We start from the raw sequence: 15,571 nt of genomic DNA, 5'->3' as shown, positions 1-15,571 counted from the left end.
ACTTTGCAATCCGACGAGGAGGAAACAAGATGGCCGATTCGCTGAAAGGCAAACGCGTAGCGATCCTGGTAACCGATGGTTTCGAGCAGGTCGAGCTGACCGGCCCTAAGGAAGCGCTGGAAAATGCCGGCGCGACTGCTGAGATCGTTTCGTCATCGAACGGCGAGGTCACCGGCTGGAACCACACCACACCGGCCACCAAGTTTCACGTCGACAAGACCTTCGACAGCATTCGCATGGAAGACTATGACGCCGTGCTGTTGCCAGGCGGCGTGGTGAACTCCGACACCATCCGCACCGACGAGATGGCTCAGGCGCTGGTCCGCGACGCCGCGCGAGCAAACAAGACCATCGCAGTGATCTGCCATGGCGCCTGGCTATTGGCCTCGGCCGGTCTGGTCAAGGGCAAGAAGATGACCAGCTGGCCATCGCTGACCGACGACCTTAAAAACGCCGGCGCTCAGTGGGTCGACGAGCAGGTCGTGGTCGATGGTCATCTGATCAGCAGCCGCAAGCCGGACGATATCCCGGCGTTCAGCGAAGCGCTGGTCAAAGCCCTCGCCGCCTGACGTCAGCCTCGTCGCGCAGAGGCATCGCGAATCCGGTCGACGCGACCTGACCGATGCCTCATCAGACCCCACTGCTGGAAGCAACCGCGTCCAGCAACGTTGGACCAACCGGCTGCCCGTTCTGCATCCTGCCAGCGCTTTTGTCAGCCCGCTCGCCTATAATCGCGCCCTTTTCCCGGAGCCTCCCGATGAGCCTGCCCAGCCTGCGCCTCAAAGCCAATGCCGACCGCCGCCTGCGCGCCGGCCATCTGTGGGTCTACAGCAACGAGGTGGATACCGCAGCCACACCGCTGAGCGGTTTTGCTGCCGGTGATCAGGCCATTCTCGAAGCGGCTGGGGGCAAGCCGCTGGGCATTGTAGGCGTCTCGCCGAACAACCTGATCTGCGCCCGCCTGCTGTCCCGCGACCTCAAGCACAGCCTGGACAAGTCGCTGCTGGTGCATCGCATCCAGGTCGCCCTCTCGCTGCGTGATCGCCTGTTCGACCAGCCCTGCTACCGCCTGATCTACGGCGACTCAGACCTGCTGCCCGGCCTGGTGGTGGACCGCTTCCACGATCATCTGGTGGTGCAGCTGGCTTCGGCCACCATGGAGCGCAACAAGGACGCCGTACTCGAAGCGCTGGTACAGGTGCTCAAGCCGCGCGGCGTGCTGTGGAAAAACGATTCCAGCGCCCGCGACGCCGAAGGCCTTGAGCGCTACGTCGACACCGCCTTTGGCGTGGTCCCGGAATGGGTCGCGCTGGAAGAGAACGGCGTTAAATTCGAGGCCCCGGTGCTGCAAGGCCAGAAAACCGGCTGGTTCTACGACCACCGCATGAACCGCGCGCGCCTGGCGCCTTACGTCAAAGGCAAGCGCGTGCTCGATCTGTTCAGCTACATCGGCGGCTGGGGCGTGCAGGCCGCGTCCTTCGGCGCCAGCGAAGTATTTTGCGTGGATGCCTCGGCGTTCGCGCTCGATGGTGTCGAGCGCAACGCCGCGCTCAACGGCGTGGCCGAGAAGATGACCTGCGTCGAGGGCGATGCTTTCGAAGCGATGCGGGAGCTGAAGAACGCCGAAGAGCGCTTCGATGTGGTCATCACTGATCCGCCCGCCTTCATCAAGCGCAAGAAGGACATCAAGAACGGCGAAGCCGCCTACCGCCGCCTGAACGAAGCCGCCATTCGCCTGCTGAACAAGGACGGCATCCTGGTCAGCGCCAGCTGCTCCATGCACCTGGAAGAAGACAACCTGCAGAACATCCTGCTCGGCAGCGCGCGGCATCTGGACCGCAATATCCAACTGCTCGAACGCGGCAGCCAGGGGCCGGACCATCCGGTTCATCCAGCGATCCCTGAAACCCGTTACATCAAGAGCATCACCTGCCGCATCCTGCCCAACAGCTGATCAGTCTCTGACGACAGACGAAGCCCTCGCACCGAGACGCGTACGAGGGCTTCGACGGACGCTTACTCGATGCCCTTGCGCTGGTCGCTCCACAAGTAACTGGTGCACAACCCGCAGAAGCGACCATAGAAGGTGCTGCGGGCCGTTTCGTCATCCATCAGGTGGTAGCGAAACCAGGCCGTCGACGGTCCGCGGTACGCCCCGCCATCACCGACCGGCTCGAAGTGAGTGACATAACGCCGCTCTCCCCAGAACACTGGCACATTGGCCCGGGTATAGACCGGCTGCGCGTTCAGATAGGGAAAGGCAATGGTGTCGCCACCGCCGGACATCAGGAACATCGGGCCTTGCTGGTTCTGCTGTGACGCCGGGTCGTGCCCCAAGCCAATGGTGTAGGGCTGGATGGGCGCGGTCACGCTCACGCGATCATCCTGCCCGGCCATGATCGAACCACCGCCGCCCTGGGAGTGACCGGAAGTCCCGACGCGGCCAGTATTGAGCACGCCTGCGTAGGTACCGAAGCTGCGGTTGCTCTCCTGCACCAGATAATCGAGGCAGGCCAGCATGTCCTGCCCGGTTCCGGCGTTGGAGGTCTCTGCCGCGGCAACGACGAAGCCATGGCTGGCCCAATGCGACAACAGGCCCGAATACGCGGATGGCCCCGTTCCGGTCCCGTTGCCCCACAGCAGCACGGGATGCCGCACGCCGCCTTGCCCCAGAGTGGCGGGCCGATAGACTCGGCAGTTCGGGCCTTCGCTGCGACTGGTGGTGGCGTAGGGGCCGGAACGGTCGAAACTGGTCACGCCCGGAAACGGCGCTCCGGGTGTGTCCGGCAGCGAAGCAGCAATGGCAGACCCGCAAAACGCCAGGGCTAGCGCAGCGGCAATACCGCCGAGTTTGATGTCGAGCATGTGTATTCCTCTTCTTGTTCTATTTATCTGAAGCTACGTTGGCGCCTGCTCGAAATCCGAGCCGACGCAAGGCACCGCCCAGGCCACCCGCCCGAATCCTGAACTACGGGTGGCCAGCCAGCCCGAACCAACCCTAGCCAGCAAAACTCACTGCGCCACCTCAGGCACCGGTTAAGCGGATGAACGGCTTCGCTTGGCGCTGGCTGAATAACGCGTCATCAGCTCCAGTGTTGATGCGGTCAGCTCAGCCTGGTTGGGCGCCGGTAATCGCGCCGTTTGGCTCGCTGACAGTAACGCGCGTAGAATCGCCCGCATTCCTCGCCGCTATCCCCCGGCGGGCCATGAGCCCAGGCCGCCCGAGCGATACCCCGCCTCGATCCGGCCCCTGCGCACGCAAGGCTACCTGCCGTTGCATGCGGCACAGGTGACGCTCACCATTAGCACCACTCGACCAGCTGATTAGCCGCAGGAACCGTCATGCCCGATTACCGCTCGAAAACCTCCACGCACGGCCGCAACATGGCTGGTGCCCGCGCGCTGTGGCGCGCCACCGGCATGAAGGACGAAGACTTCAAGAAGCCGATCATCGCCATCGCCAACTCCTTCACCCAGTTCGTGCCAGGCCACGTGCATCTGAAGGACCTGGGCCAGCTGGTCGCCCGCGAGATCGAGAAGCACGGCGGCGTCGCCAAGGAATTCAACACCATCGCGGTCGATGACGGCATCGCCATGGGCCACGACGGCATGCTCTATTCGCTGCCGTCGCGCGAAATCATCGCCGACTCGGTGGAGTACATGGTCAACGCGCATTGCGCCGACGCCATCGTCTGCATCTCCAACTGCGACAAGATCACACCCGGCATGCTGATGGCCGCGCTGCGCCTGAACATCCCGGTGGTATTCGTCTCCGGCGGCCCGATGGAAGCCGGCAAGACCAAGCTGGCCAGCCACGGCCTGGACCTGGTCGACGCCATGGTCATCGCCGCCGACGAAACCGCCTCGGACGAGAAGGTCGCGGAATACGAGCGCAGCGCCTGCCCGACCTGTGGCAGCTGCTCCGGCATGTTTACCGCGAATTCGATGAACTGCCTGGCCGAAGCCCTGGGCCTTGCCCTGCCCGGCAACGGCTCGACCCTGGCGACCCACAGCGACCGCGAGCAGCTGTTCCTGCGCGCCGGCCGTACCGTCGTCGAGCTGTGCCAGCGCTACTACGGTGAAGGTGATGAGTCGGTTCTGCCGCGCAATATTGCCAGCCGTCGCGCGTTCGAGAACGCCATGACCCTGGATATCGCCATGGGCGGTTCCACCAACACCATCCTCCACCTCCTGGCAGCAGCTCAGGAAGCCGAGGTGGACTTCGACCTGCGCGCCATCGACGCCCTGTCACGCAAGGTGCCGCAACTGTGCAAGGTCGCACCGAACATCCAGAAGTACCACATGGAAGACGTGCATCGCGCCGGCGGCATTTTCTCCATCCTTGGCGAACTGGCCCGTGGCGGCCTGCTGCACACCGACGTGCCCACCGTACACAGCCGCACCATGGCTGAAGGCATCGCCCAATGGGACATCACTCAGACCCAGGACGAAGCCGTACATACCTTCTTCAAGGCGGGCCCGGCTGGTATTCCGACGCAGACGGCGTTCAGCCAGTCGACCCGTTGGGAGAGCCTGGATGACGACCGCGAAAACGGCTGCATCCGCAGCGTCGAGCATGCCTATTCCCAGGAAGGCGGCCTCGCCGTGCTTTACGGCAACATCGCTCTGGACGGTTGCGTTGTGAAGACCGCCGGCGTGGACGAATCCATCCATGTGTTCGAAGGCACGGCGAAGATCTTCGAAAGCCAGGACAGCGCTGTTAAAGGCATCCTCAATGACGAAGTGAAGGCCGGTGACATCGTCATCATTCGCTACGAAGGTCCGAAAGGCGGCCCCGGTATGCAGGAAATGCTCTACCCGACCTCGTACCTGAAGTCCAAGGGGCTGGGTAAGGACTGCGCGCTGCTCACCGATGGCCGCTTCTCTGGCGGCACCTCGGGCCTGTCCATCGGCCACGCTTCACCTGAAGCCGCTGCGGGCGGAGCCATTGGCCTGGTGCGCGATGGCGACAAGGTGCTGATCGACATCCCCAACCGCAGCATCCAGCTGCAGGTCAGCGATGAAGAACTGTCCCACCGCCGTATCGAGCAGGACAAGAAGGGCTGGAAGCCGGCTCAGCCACGCGCGCGCAAGGTGACCACCGCGCTCAAGGCCTACGCCCTGCTCGCCACCAGCGCCGACAAGGGCGCGGTGCGCAACAAGGCGATGCTGGACGGCTGATCGTCCGCGCTACAGCGGCAATGAAAGCCCGACCGTCGTGTCGGGCTTTTTTATGCCTGCTGTGCAGCAAGCGAGGCTCCAGCACTCGAGCCACCATCTGGTCCGCCGGGCACACGCCTACCGCCCCCAGTCGGCATGCACGGTGACCCAACGTCCCGACGGGTGCCTTTGCCGTGCTGTCGCAGTGGACTGCGGCCACCTCACGACGTGGATCGTTGCGGGTTACCGGCTGCTTGCCCTGTGCGAGACCGGCAGCGCTCAGTAGAATCGCGCTCCTTTTCAATCCGCAAGGATGCCCATGAACGCCCCCGAACAGCTCAACGCGAGCGACACGAACGAAGCGCTACTCTATGGCCTCGATGACCGGCCACGCCCATGGATTGCCTTTCTCGCCGCGCTGCAGCATCTGCTCGCGATCATCGTGCCGATCGTCACGCCCGGGTTGCTGATCTGCCAGGCCATCGGCGTATCGCCGCGCGACACCAACATCATTGTCTCCATGTCTTTGGTGATCTCCGGCATTGCCACCTTTCTACAGTGCAAGCGCTTCGGCCCGCTGGGCGCCGGGTTGTTGATCGTGCAGGGCACCAGTTTCAACTTTGTCGGCCCGCTGATCGCGGGCGGCGTGCTGATGGTCAAGCAGGGCACGCCGGTCGAAGGCGTGATGGCAGCGATCTTCGGCGTAGTGATCGCCGGCTCGTTCATTGAGATGGGCGTCTCGCGCGTGCTGCCTTTCATCAAGCGCCTGATCACGCCGCTGGTGACCGGCATCGTGGTGCTGATGATCGGGCTGACGCTGATCAAGGTCGGTCTGATCAGCATGGGTGGCGGCTACGCGGCCATGGGCGACGGTAGCTTTGCCAGTCGCGAAAACCTGCTGCTCTCCGGCGTGGTATTGGCCGCCATCGTCGTGCTTAATCGCCTGCCCATGCAGTGGATGCGCAGTTGCGCCATCATCATCGCGCTAGCCATCGGCTATGCGCTGGCCGCCTACTTGGGCCGGCTGGACTTCACCGGCATGCGCGAAGCCGAGCTGTTCGAGGTGCCGATGCCGTTGCACTTCGGCCTCGGCTTTTCCTGGAGCCTGTTCATTCCGATGGTGGTGATCTATCTGGTCACCTCACTCGAAGCCATCGGCGACATCACTGCCACCAGCAAGCTTTCGCGTCAGCCGGTGGAAGGCCCGCTATGGATGCAGCGCATCAAGGGCGGCGTACTGGTCAACGGCGCCAACTCGCTGCTGGCAGGCTTTTTCAACACCTTCCCCAGCTCGGTGTTCGCGCAGAACAACGGCATCATCCAGCTCACCGGCATCGCCAGCCGCTACGTCGGCATGTGGATCGCGGTGATGCTGGTGATTCTCGGACTGTTCCCGCCAGTCGCTGGCGTGCTGCAGGCAGTGCCCGAGCCGGTGCTGGGCGGTGCCGCCCTGGTGATGTTCGGGGCGGTGGCGGCCGCTGGCATCAATATCCTCGCGGGCATCAAGCTGGACCGTCGCGCGTTGCTCATCATTTCCGTATCGCTGGCGCTGGGCCTGGGCTTTTCTCAGGTGCCGGAGTTCCTCACCAATCTGCCGGTAGCGCTGCGCAACGTGCTGGAATCCGGCGTGGCCACCGGCGGCATCTGCGCCCTGGTGATGAACTGGTTCCTGCCCGAGTCGCCAGCAAGTGCGGAGCAGGATCCCGTCTGATCAACCGGTCCGCGCTTCCTTAGCGAGGCGCCGGCAGACCTCATCGGCAATCGCCAGGGCAGCCGTCAGTCCTGGTGATTCGATGCCGAACAGGTTCACCAGCCCCGCAATGCCATGCTCGGCAGGCCCGTCGATATAGAAGTCCGCTGCCGGCTCGCCGGGCCCGCTGATCTTCGGCCGAATGCCGGTGTACGCCGGCTGCAGCGCACCATCGGGCAATACCGGCCAGTAACGTCGTATCGCCGCGTAGAAGCTTTCAGCGCGGCTTTCATCCATCCTGTAATCGAGGCTGTCGACCCACTCCACGTCCGGGCCGAAACGCGCCTGCCCGCCGAGGTCCAGCGTAAGATGCACGCCCAGGCCGCCAGGCTCGGGCATCGGATAGACCAGATGGCGGAACGGCGTGGCAGTCGCCAGGCTGAAATAACTGCCCTTGGCGAAATAGCGCGGCGGCACCTTGTCGACAGGCAACCCTTTGGTACGCAACGCAATCGCAGGAGCTGCGTGGCCTGCGCAATTGATCAGCGTCTTGGCGAGCAAGGTCATCGGTTCAGCTCCGCCGACGTCCAGTTTCAAGCCGTCATCCATCACCTCAACAGCTTCCACTGGTGCCAGCAAGGCCAGCAACGCGCCCGCGGTTTCGGCATCACCCTGCAGCGCCAGCATCAAGGCGTGACTGTCGACGATCCCGGTGCTAGGCGACAGCAGGCCAGCCACGGCGTTGAGCTGCGGCTCCAATGCCTTCAACTCAGCGCCATTGAGCCGCTGCAGATCGTCTACGCCATTGGCCAAGGCGTGCGCCTGTAACGCATCTAGTCCCGCCAATTGCGAGTCATCGGTGGCAACGATCAGCTTGCCGCAGCGCCGGTAGGGAACGCCGTGGCTCTCGCAGAAGGCATAAAGCGCGTCGCGCCCGGCCACGCACAGCCGTGCCTTCAGCGAACCCTGCGGATAGTAGATGCCGGCATGAATGACTTCGCTGTTACGTGAGCTGGTGCCGGTGCCGATGGCCGCTTCGGCTTCCAGTATCAACACCTCGCGCCCGGCCAGGGCCAGTGCCCGCGCGACTGCGAGCCCCACCACGCCGGCCCCGATCACGACGCAATCGACCTGCTCCATTTGTTTCCCCTTCGTTTAGCCGAGCGCCAGACTGCCGCAAGATCGAACCAGGGCCAAGTCTCGCTTGCCCAACCCTCAGGCAATTTCGAAAACGGGAGCCACCATGCGCATCGGCGTCATCTCCGACACTCACGGCCTGCTGCGCCCTGAGGCCCTCGCGGCGCTACAAGGCTGCGAGCGCATCATCCACGCCGGCGACATCGGCAAACCCGAGGTATTAGAGGGGCTGCGCGCACTGGCGCCGCTCGATGTGATCCGCGGCAATGTCGACAGCGGTGACTGGGCGGCGGAGGTCCCGGAGCATCTGGACCTGGAAATCGGCGGCTTGCGCGTCTACGTCACCCACGACGTCAAGACGATGGGCATCGACCCGATTGCAGAGCAGGTCGACGTGGTGATTGCCGGCCATTCGCACCAACCAAAGATCGAGCAGGTCAACGGCGTGCTTTACCTCAACCCGGGAAGCGCAGGCCGCCGCCGCTTCACCTTACCTATCAGCCTGGCGCTGCTGGACATCGAGGACGGCCAGCCGCGCGCGCAGCTGGTGACGCTGGGTTAAGCGCTCAGCTCACGCCCGTGTAACGGTCGCTGCGGTGATTGATCGCCAGCACCAGATTCAGTGCCACCGCGCCCAGCACCGAGAGCGCAACCTTATCCAGCGGCACGATGAAGACCGCCGCCAGCACGATCAATGCATCGATGCCCATTTGAAAAGTGCCGGCGCGCAGGCCGATGCGCTCCTGCAGGAACAGCGCAAGGATGTTTACCCCGCCGAGGCTGGCCCGATGACGGAACAGCATCAGCAGCCCGACGCCCATGGCGAAACCGCCAAACAGCGCCGCGTAGTAGATGTTCAGCTCGGCAAAACGGATCCAGTTCGGGGTCAGCTCGGCCAGCAGCGACACCAGTCCCACCGCGATCACGGTGCGCAACGTGAAGCTCCAGCCCATGCGCCAGATGGCCAACAGATAGAACGGAATGTTCAGGGTGAAGAACACCAGCCCGAAAGGCCAGCCGGCGAAGTACTTGAGCAGAAAGGCCAGACCGACCGTGCCGCCGGTCAAGAGCCCGGCGTGGCTGTAGAAGGCGATCCCCAGCGCCACCATCGCGGTGCCCAAGAGCAGCGCGAGGGCGTCCTCCCAGAGCGGATGGCGGACGAATATCGGCGCAATGGTTTCCGCCTGCTCAGCGTCGCATTGCACTGGGCTCGGCTTGTCGTTGTGCATGGAAAGTGTCTCGTGTGGAGCGGACGGAAAGCATAAGCACTGACGCCAGGTCAGGACTTGGCGTCAGTCAAGGAAGCGTAGGGTGACGGGCTTAGCGCCGCTGCCAGGTCTCGAAGCGGTAAGCCGGCGTTTCACCCTCGGCCGGGTGTGCCTCACTGTCGACACGGTCCCAGTCAGCTTCGTCATAGACGGGGAAAAAGGCGTCGCCCGCGGGATTGGCTTCGATGCGGGTGAGATAGAGCCGCTGCGCCTGACCCAGGGCCTGGGTATAGAGCTGCGCGCCGCCGATCAGCATCAGCTCGTCGACGCCTTGCTCACGCGCCCACTGCTCGGCGCGAACCAGCGCAGCATCCAGCGTGGTGAAGGTTTCAGCACCTTCGACTTGCAGATCGGGCTGACGGCTGACCACCAGGTTCAAGCGCCCCGGCAGTGGGCGGCCAAGCGAATCCCAGGTCTTGCGACCCATGATGATCGGCTTGCCGAGGGTCGTGGCCTTGAAGTGTTTGAGGTCGGCCGGCAGATGCCAGGGCATCTTGTTGTCCAGCCCGATGACGCGGTTATCCGCCAGGGCTGCGATCATTGCGAGGGGAAGAGAGGTCTGATTCATGGCGGCGAGGATAGCAGAGCGCCCGCCGGGCAGTCAGCGCCGCCAGATACACGTCAGCATCATCGAACGGTCATATCCGGTTTACCGAAGCGTCAAGCTGTCGTCATTATCAAACTTCAGGCTAACCGCTCCCCTTCCATGGAGACGCCCGCAATGGCCCGCCACAGCCGCCTTACCCTGCGCCACCTGCTTGCCGCCTGCAGCCTGCTGCTGCCGGTCGCCGCGATTGCCGCCACACCCGATGCTTCGGTTGCCGCAAAGCACGGGCGCGATGAACCCCATCCGCTGATCATCGCCCACCGTGGCGCCAGCGGCTACGTGCCCGAGCACACGCTTGCCTCTTACGCGCTGGCGATCCTGCAGGGTGCCGATTACGTCGAACCCGATCTGGTGATGACCCGCGACGGCCAGCTGGTAGCCCGTCATGACAATGAGCTGGGGCTGACCACCGACGTGTCGCAACGCCCCGAGTTCGCCGACCGCAAGCGCACGCAGAGGGTGGATGGCGTGAATCTCACCGGCTGGTTCAGTGAAGACTTCACCCTGGCCGAGTTGAAGACACTGCGCGCCATCGAGCGCATCCCGACGATCCGTCCGGGTAACGCGCGAATGGACGGCAGCCTGGAAATCCCGACGCTGCAGGAAATCATCGATCTGGTGAAGACCCTGCAGCTGAGCGAGCGCCGCCGTATCGGCCTGTACCCGGAAACCAAGCACCCGACGCACTTCCAAAAACTTGGCCTGGCGATGGAAAAGCCGCTGGTCAGCATTCTCCATCGCAACGGCTACGCTGGCCGTAACGCGCCGGTCTACATCCAGTCGTTTGAAGTGGACAACCTGAAGACCCTCAGCGGCCTGACGCAGCTGCGCCTGGTCCAGCTGTTTGGCGGCGGTCAGCCTTACGATCAAAAGGTTCGCGGCAGCGACCTGACCTACGCACAGATGGCCACGGCCGACGGGCTCAAGGCGATCTCCCGCTATGCAGCCGGCGTCGGCCCGGAAAAGGGCTACATCATCCCGCGCGATGCCAACGGCAATCTCGGACAGCCCACCGACTTCGTGCCGAACGCCCATGCGGCGGGCCTGAAGGTGCACCCGTACACCTTCCGCGCCGAGAACGTGTTCCTGCCGACCAACCTGCGCAACGGCGACTCCCAAGCCGAGCGCGGCAATATCGAGGCTGACATCGAGGCCTTCCTCGACGCCGGTATCGACGGGCTGTTCATCGACCAGCCGGACATTGCCGTACGCCTACGCCAACAGCAGAACTGACCGATACAGCCACCGGTTGATCGCCCCTGGGCTGTGGGTAGGTGACAAGCAGCCGGTGTCAGCGGATGACGCCGGCTTCGCGCAATGCGTTAAGGCTGATTTGATCCTTACCCAGCACCCGCCCGAGCACCGAGTCGGTGTGCTCGCCGTGCAACGGCGGGGCCTTTGACGCAACCGTCGGCGTGCGCGACAGACGCAGCGGGCTGCGCACCATACGCACCTCGCCTGCCACCGGATGCTCGGCCGTGATCACCAGATCCCGGTAGCGTGCCGTTTCCGATTCAAGCGCGTGCGCGACATCCTTCACTTCGCCGACCGGGATCGCCTGCGCGCGCAAGGCTTCGATCAAAGCCTCGCTGGGCCACTGCGCGAACGCGTGCTGCAACAGCGGAATCAGCAGCTCGCGATGCTCAGTGCGGCCTTTGTTCTGGGTGAAGCGTGGATCACTGTGGAGTTCAGGACGCTTGAGTACCTCCAGGCACAAGCGCCGGTACTGCTCGTCGTTGCCCACCGCCAGGGCGATGCTGCCGTTCGCGGTGTTGAACAGCTGGTAGGGCACGATGCTCGCGTGGGCATTGCCGTAGCGCTGCGGCACCTTGCCGGTATTGAGATAGCCGGAGGCGACATTGGCCAGAAAATGCAGCGCACTGTCGGACAGGGCAATGTCCACGGACTGGCCGAGCCCGGATTTTTCGCGCTCGTACAGCGCCGCGAGAATGCCCTGAACGGCGTTCATGCCGGTCACCAGATCGATGAAGGCAACACCCAGGCGCATCGGCTCGCCCTCTTTCTCACCCGTGATCGACATGAAACCGCTCTCGGCCTGAATGATGAAGTCGTAGCCGGGACGGTTCTCCATCGGGTTACCGCGGCCATAGCCGGTGATCGAGCAATGGATCAGCCTTGGATTGATCGCTGCCAGTGTTTCGTAATCCAGCCCGAGGCGCTTGAGACTCGCCGGCAGGAAGTTTTCGACTACCACATCGGCCTGCGCAGCCAGGTCGAGGATCAACTGGCGGCCTTCGGGCTTGCGCATATCCACCGCCAGGCTCTGCTTGTTGCGATTGGCACTGAGGTAGTAGGTGGAGATGCCGGCCTTGGCCGGCGGCATCCAGCTGCGGGTGTCATCACCCTCCAGGCTTTCGATCTTCCACACCTCGGCGCCAAGGTCGGCCAGGGCCATGGTCGACCAGGGCCCGGCTAGGATGCGAGTCAGATCCAGTACCTTGATGCCTTGCAGAACGCTCATCGACTCTCCTACATATTTGAACGGGCGATGGCGACGAAATTGGCGCAAGCGGGTCGAAACCACAACAGATGGCCTGCAAACATCTGTGCGATTACCGAACCGTTTTTCGCTCATCGGACTCCCGTCAGGGTTCGATCCTTTTAAGGTGGCAGCGTCGGCTAATCGCTACACGTGCAGACTTACAACAACTACAAGAAGAGAACACCACCATGCCCCTGACTATGAAGCGCACCCTGAGCCTGTTCCTCCTGGCCGCCACGCTCCCCCTCGCCTCGCTGACCCAGGCCGCCGAATGGCCGACCGACACCGTTCGCCTGGTAGTGCCCTATGCGCCGGGCGGTACGACGGATGTGCTGTCGCGCAAAGTCGCCGATCTTTTGCAGCAACAGGTCGGCACGGTGGTCGTCGAGAATCGGCCGGGCGCCGGCTCGACCATGGCCACCGGACAACTGGCCCGCGGCGGGCGTGGCGCAGACCACACCATCCTGATGGCGTCTCCCGGGCATACCATCGGCCCGGTGATCTACAAGAAGCTGCCCTACGAGCCGGTAAAAGACTTCAAATTCATCCGCAACATCATCGAAATCCCCAACGTCATGGTGGTACCGGCCGACAGCCCGTACAACTCGGTTGAGGAATTCATCGAGGCGGCCAAGACCAAGGAGATGACCTTCAGCTCTGCCGGAATCGGCAGCTCGATTCACATGTCCGGCGAGCTGTTCAAGACCATGACCGGCACCAAAATGACCCACGTGCCCTTCCGCGGTAGCGGAGAAGCGCTGCCGGCGCTGCTCAGCGGCGACGTCGACGTCTCCTTTGAAAACATGCCGACCGTGCTGTCGCACATCCAGTCCGGCAAGCTCAAGGCACTGGCCGTGACCTCGAAAGAGGCCTCGCCCTACCTGCCCGATGTCGAGCCGCTGTCGAAGATCGGCGCGGACCTGGGTCTTGGCGAATTCGTCACCACCGCCTGGTTCGGGCTGATCGCCGATGACCAGATGTCCGACCAGGCCGTCGAGACGCTGCAGACCGCTCTGGACAAGGTCATGGACGATCAGGGCTTCAAGGATTTCGCCGCACAGATAGGCGGAGAGCCGGCGACCGAGGAAGGCGATAGCTTCCGCGACTACGTTGCTGAAGACGTTCAACGCTGGCAGCGCGTCGCAGGCCAGGCCGAGCTGAATTGACCGGAGGCCGGCCATGACCACCGACGCTGCGCTGCGCCGCCCGCGCTGGGCCAATCTCAACACATGGCTGGGCGCGCTCTGGCTGATCGCAGCGCTGGCATTTCTGTTCTATCTGGTGCCGAACCACATTGACGAAGCCCCCATGGTCGACAACCCCATGCAGTCGCCACGCTGGTTACCCAGCGTGGCGGGCTGGCTGATCGCGGCATTGTCGCTGGCATTGATCGTCGAGGGTTGCTTGCGGCCGCCGGCCCAAACGGCAGAGGACGAATCCGAACGTGCGCCGGCCCGGCGCTGGCTGCTGATGTTGGCCGGGCTGGGCGCTTACTGGGTGCTGTTCGACCTGCTCGGCGCCATCGCTGCTGGCATCCTTGGCACGCTCTTGTTGTTTGCCGCTCACCCTGTGCGCAAGCCCTGGCTTTACCTGCTGGCGATCGCGTTGCCGTGGCTGGTAAGCCTGCTGTTCATCCACGTACTGAATGTCCCGCTGCCCTCCGGCACGCTCTGGAACTGACAGCGCCCTCACGCGAGTAACCGAATGGAAGGTTTTTCCGAAGTCCTGGACTTGTTCCTCAGCGTCGACAATTTCATCGCTATCTTTATCGGCGTATTGATTGGGGTGGTCATCGGAGCGATTCCTGGCCTTACCGCGACCATGGCCGTAGCACTGGCCTTGCCCTTCACCTTTTCCCTGGAGCCGGTGACGGCAATTCTGCTGTTGGTCGGCATCTACAAGGGCGGCATGTACGGCGGCTCGATCACCGCCATCCTGATTCACACGCCGGGTTCTCCGGCCGCTGCCTGCACCCTGCTCGACGGCTATCCACTGACGCAACAGGGCAAGGCAAAGAAGGCGCTGCAGATGGCGCTTTACTCGTCCTGTATTGCCGATGTGCTATCGAACCTGGCGCTGATCCTGTTTGCCTCCTACCTGGCCAAGGTCGCGCTCAATTTCGGGCCGCCAGAGTTTTTCTGGCTGATCTGCTTTTCGCTAACCATCATCGTCTCCATCGCGGGCGACTCGCCAGTCAAGGGTCTGATCGCCGCCAGCTTCGGCGTCATCGTCTCCATGATCGGCATGGATGCGGTGTACGGCAGCCAGCGCCTGACGTTCGATAATTACAACCTGATGGACCGGGTGTCCTTCGTGCCGTTGCTGATCGGCCTGTTCGCCATACCCGAGGTGATCGACTTCTACCTGAAGAAGGCTGGCCCCCATATCCGCGCCGCTTCCAGCGGAGCAGGCCTGACGCTTGGCGAGCTCAAGTCCAGCCTGGTAACCATCGTGCGCGGCTCGTTTATCGGCGTGATCATCGGTGCCATTCCGGGCGCCGGCGCCACCGCCGCGTCATTTATTTCCTACAGCGAAGCCAAACGCCGATCGGCGAACCGGGCAAATTTCGGCAAGGGCGAGCTTGAAGGCGTCGCCGCGGCCGAGTCAGGCAACAACGGCGTGGCTGGCGCAACCCTCATTCCGCTGCTGTCGCTGGGCATCCCCGGCGACGTCATCACCGCGATCATCCTTGGCGCCTTCATGATCCATGGCCTCACGCCTGGCCCGGTGCTGTTCCAGGAGAACCTGACGCTGGTCTACGCGTTGTTCTGCGGGATCATGCTGAGCTCGGCGGTGCTGCTGTTCGTCGGTCACGGCGTGATCAAGTATTTCTCGCTGATCGCCGAGATTCCCAAGGCTATCCTGCTTCCCATCGTGCTGATGTTCTGCGTTTACGGTGCCTTCGCCGTGAACAACAGCCTGTTCGACATTGGCCTGATGCTGCTCTTCGGCGTGATCGGCTATCTGTTCAACCGTACCGGCTTCGCGACAGCGCCCTTCCTCCTGGGCTTCATTCTCGGGCCGATGTTCGAGGACAACCTGCGGCGCACGCTGCTGATCGGCCGCGGCGACCCCATGATTTTCTTCCGCGGCCCCATCACCTGGATCTTCATCGTGCTCACCGCGCTGTCGCTTTTCTTCGCGGTAAGGCGCTATTGGCAGGAGCGTATCCGGGCGCGCTGAGCTGTTCGCCCTTGTGGCCGGCA

Annotated in this window: 14 protein-coding genes; 9 read left to right on the top strand and 5 right to left on the bottom strand. The window is 63.3% G+C overall.

Features of this window, described 5'->3' with window-relative positions; genetic code table 11:
- The first annotated feature begins 29 nt into the window (after positions 1-29).
- Positions 30-569 carry a type 1 glutamine amidotransferase domain-containing protein gene (locus ACSSNI_RS00945; protein ID WP_200639995.1) on the top strand — a complete coding sequence of 180 codons (540 nt, stop codon included), beginning with the start codon at positions 30-32 and terminating at the stop codon, positions 567-569.
- A gap of 188 nt (positions 570-757) precedes the next feature.
- Positions 758-1,954: a class I SAM-dependent rRNA methyltransferase gene (locus ACSSNI_RS00940; RefSeq protein ID WP_200639996.1), complete on the top strand. Its 1,197-nt coding sequence runs from the start codon at positions 758-760 to the stop codon at positions 1,952-1,954.
- Between the two features lie 62 nt (positions 1,955-2,016).
- Here the strand turns inward: ACSSNI_RS00940 and ACSSNI_RS00935 are convergent, their stop codons facing one another.
- Positions 2,017-2,865, bottom strand: coding sequence for a poly(ethylene terephthalate) hydrolase family protein (locus ACSSNI_RS00935; RefSeq protein ID WP_200639997.1), 849 nt, complete (start codon positions 2,863-2,865; stop codon positions 2,017-2,019).
- Between the two features lie 477 nt (positions 2,866-3,342).
- On the opposite strand from ACSSNI_RS00935, the gene ilvD reads away from it, so the two are divergent.
- Together ilvD and ACSSNI_RS00925 are read left to right on the top strand one after the other, a co-directional pair.
- Positions 3,343-5,181 carry a dihydroxy-acid dehydratase gene (gene ilvD, locus ACSSNI_RS00930; RefSeq protein WP_200639998.1) on the top strand — a complete coding sequence of 613 codons (1,839 nt, stop codon included), beginning with the start codon at positions 3,343-3,345 and terminating at the stop codon, positions 5,179-5,181.
- Between the two features lie 298 nt (positions 5,182-5,479).
- Positions 5,480-6,871 (top strand): uracil-xanthine permease family protein, encoded by a 1,392-nt coding sequence (locus tag ACSSNI_RS00925; protein WP_200639999.1) that lies wholly within the window; start codon positions 5,480-5,482, stop codon positions 6,869-6,871.
- Here the strand turns inward: ACSSNI_RS00925 and ACSSNI_RS00920 are convergent, their stop codons facing one another.
- Positions 6,872-7,990 carry an NAD(P)/FAD-dependent oxidoreductase gene (locus ACSSNI_RS00920; RefSeq protein WP_200640000.1) on the bottom strand — a complete coding sequence of 373 codons (1,119 nt, stop codon included), beginning with the start codon at positions 7,988-7,990 and terminating at the stop codon, positions 6,872-6,874.
- 103 nt (positions 7,991-8,093) lie between these two features.
- Between ACSSNI_RS00920 and ACSSNI_RS00915 the strand changes: the two genes are divergently transcribed.
- Positions 8,094-8,549: a metallophosphoesterase family protein gene (locus ACSSNI_RS00915; protein ID WP_200640001.1), complete on the top strand. Its 456-nt coding sequence runs from the start codon at positions 8,094-8,096 to the stop codon at positions 8,547-8,549.
- Between the two features lie 4 nt (positions 8,550-8,553).
- Here ACSSNI_RS00915 and ACSSNI_RS00910 read toward each other — a convergent pair whose 3' ends face one another.
- Both ACSSNI_RS00910 and ACSSNI_RS00905 read right to left on the bottom strand, forming a co-directional pair.
- On the bottom strand, positions 8,554-9,216 hold the full coding sequence (locus ACSSNI_RS00910) for a YitT family protein (RefSeq protein WP_102836629.1): 663 nt from the start codon (positions 9,214-9,216) through the stop codon (positions 8,554-8,556).
- Positions 9,217-9,307: 91 nt separating this feature from the next.
- A complete protein-coding gene (locus ACSSNI_RS00905) occupies positions 9,308-9,823 on the bottom strand; it encodes a dihydrofolate reductase (RefSeq protein WP_200640002.1) in 516 nt (171 codons plus the stop codon).
- Positions 9,824-9,976: 153 nt separating this feature from the next.
- On the opposite strand from ACSSNI_RS00905, the gene ACSSNI_RS00900 reads away from it, so the two are divergent.
- Positions 9,977-11,095, top strand: a complete 1,119-nt coding sequence (locus ACSSNI_RS00900) for a glycerophosphodiester phosphodiesterase (RefSeq protein WP_200640003.1) — start codon at positions 9,977-9,979, stop codon at positions 11,093-11,095.
- A gap of 58 nt (positions 11,096-11,153) precedes the next feature.
- Here the strand turns inward: ACSSNI_RS00900 and ACSSNI_RS00895 are convergent, their stop codons facing one another.
- Positions 11,154-12,344, bottom strand: coding sequence for a CaiB/BaiF CoA transferase family protein (locus tag ACSSNI_RS00895; RefSeq protein WP_200640004.1), 1,191 nt, complete (start codon positions 12,342-12,344; stop codon positions 11,154-11,156).
- A gap of 209 nt (positions 12,345-12,553) precedes the next feature.
- Here ACSSNI_RS00895 and ACSSNI_RS00890 point away from each other — a divergent pair, with 209 nt between their 5' ends.
- Genes ACSSNI_RS00890 through ACSSNI_RS00880 form a run of 3 tightly spaced genes read left to right on the top strand, consistent with a single transcriptional unit; the run spans position 12,554 to position 15,548 of the window.
- Positions 12,554-13,531 carry a Bug family tripartite tricarboxylate transporter substrate binding protein gene (locus ACSSNI_RS00890; protein ID WP_200640005.1) on the top strand — a complete coding sequence of 326 codons (978 nt, stop codon included), beginning with the start codon at positions 12,554-12,556 and terminating at the stop codon, positions 13,529-13,531.
- A gap of 13 nt (positions 13,532-13,544) precedes the next feature.
- Complete coding sequence (locus ACSSNI_RS00885; protein ID WP_200640006.1) at positions 13,545-14,045, top strand: tripartite tricarboxylate transporter TctB family protein; 501 nt, start codon at positions 13,545-13,547, stop codon at positions 14,043-14,045.
- 24 nt (positions 14,046-14,069) lie between these two features.
- A complete protein-coding gene (locus ACSSNI_RS00880) occupies positions 14,070-15,548 on the top strand; it encodes a tripartite tricarboxylate transporter permease (protein WP_102836623.1) in 1,479 nt (492 codons plus the stop codon).
- Positions 15,549-15,571: the final 23 nt, after the last annotated feature.

The sequence above is a fragment of the Stutzerimonas tianxiuensis genome, assembly GCF_053470365.1.
This window is presented reverse-complemented; position numbering and strand designations above follow the sequence as displayed.

Coding starts and splice junctions, on each gene's coding strand:
- ACSSNI_RS00880 (WP_102836623.1), top strand. CDS start 14,070: ATGGAAGGTTTTTCCGAAGTCCTGGACTTGTTCCTCAGCGTCGACAAT.
- ACSSNI_RS00905 (WP_200640002.1), bottom strand. CDS start 9,823: ATGAATCAGACCTCTCTTCCCCTCGCAATGATCGCAGCCCTGGCGGAT.
- ACSSNI_RS00925 (WP_200639999.1), top strand. CDS start 5,480: ATGAACGCCCCCGAACAGCTCAACGCGAGCGACACGAACGAAGCGCTA.
- ACSSNI_RS00935 (WP_200639997.1), bottom strand. CDS start 2,865: ATGCTCGACATCAAACTCGGCGGTATTGCCGCTGCGCTAGCCCTGGCG.
- ACSSNI_RS00895 (WP_200640004.1), bottom strand. CDS start 12,344: ATGAGCGTTCTGCAAGGCATCAAGGTACTGGATCTGACTCGCATCCTA.
- ilvD (WP_200639998.1), top strand. CDS start 3,343: ATGCCCGATTACCGCTCGAAAACCTCCACGCACGGCCGCAACATGGCT.
- ACSSNI_RS00920 (WP_200640000.1), bottom strand. CDS start 7,990: ATGGAGCAGGTCGATTGCGTCGTGATCGGGGCCGGCGTGGTGGGGCTC.
- ACSSNI_RS00910 (WP_102836629.1), bottom strand. CDS start 9,216: ATGCACAACGACAAGCCGAGCCCAGTGCAATGCGACGCTGAGCAGGCG.
- ACSSNI_RS00900 (WP_200640003.1), top strand. CDS start 9,977: ATGGCCCGCCACAGCCGCCTTACCCTGCGCCACCTGCTTGCCGCCTGC.
- ACSSNI_RS00890 (WP_200640005.1), top strand. CDS start 12,554: ATGCCCCTGACTATGAAGCGCACCCTGAGCCTGTTCCTCCTGGCCGCC.
- ACSSNI_RS00885 (WP_200640006.1), top strand. CDS start 13,545: ATGACCACCGACGCTGCGCTGCGCCGCCCGCGCTGGGCCAATCTCAAC.
- ACSSNI_RS00915 (WP_200640001.1), top strand. CDS start 8,094: ATGCGCATCGGCGTCATCTCCGACACTCACGGCCTGCTGCGCCCTGAG.
- ACSSNI_RS00940 (WP_200639996.1), top strand. CDS start 758: ATGAGCCTGCCCAGCCTGCGCCTCAAAGCCAATGCCGACCGCCGCCTG.
- ACSSNI_RS00945 (WP_200639995.1), top strand. CDS start 30: ATGGCCGATTCGCTGAAAGGCAAACGCGTAGCGATCCTGGTAACCGAT.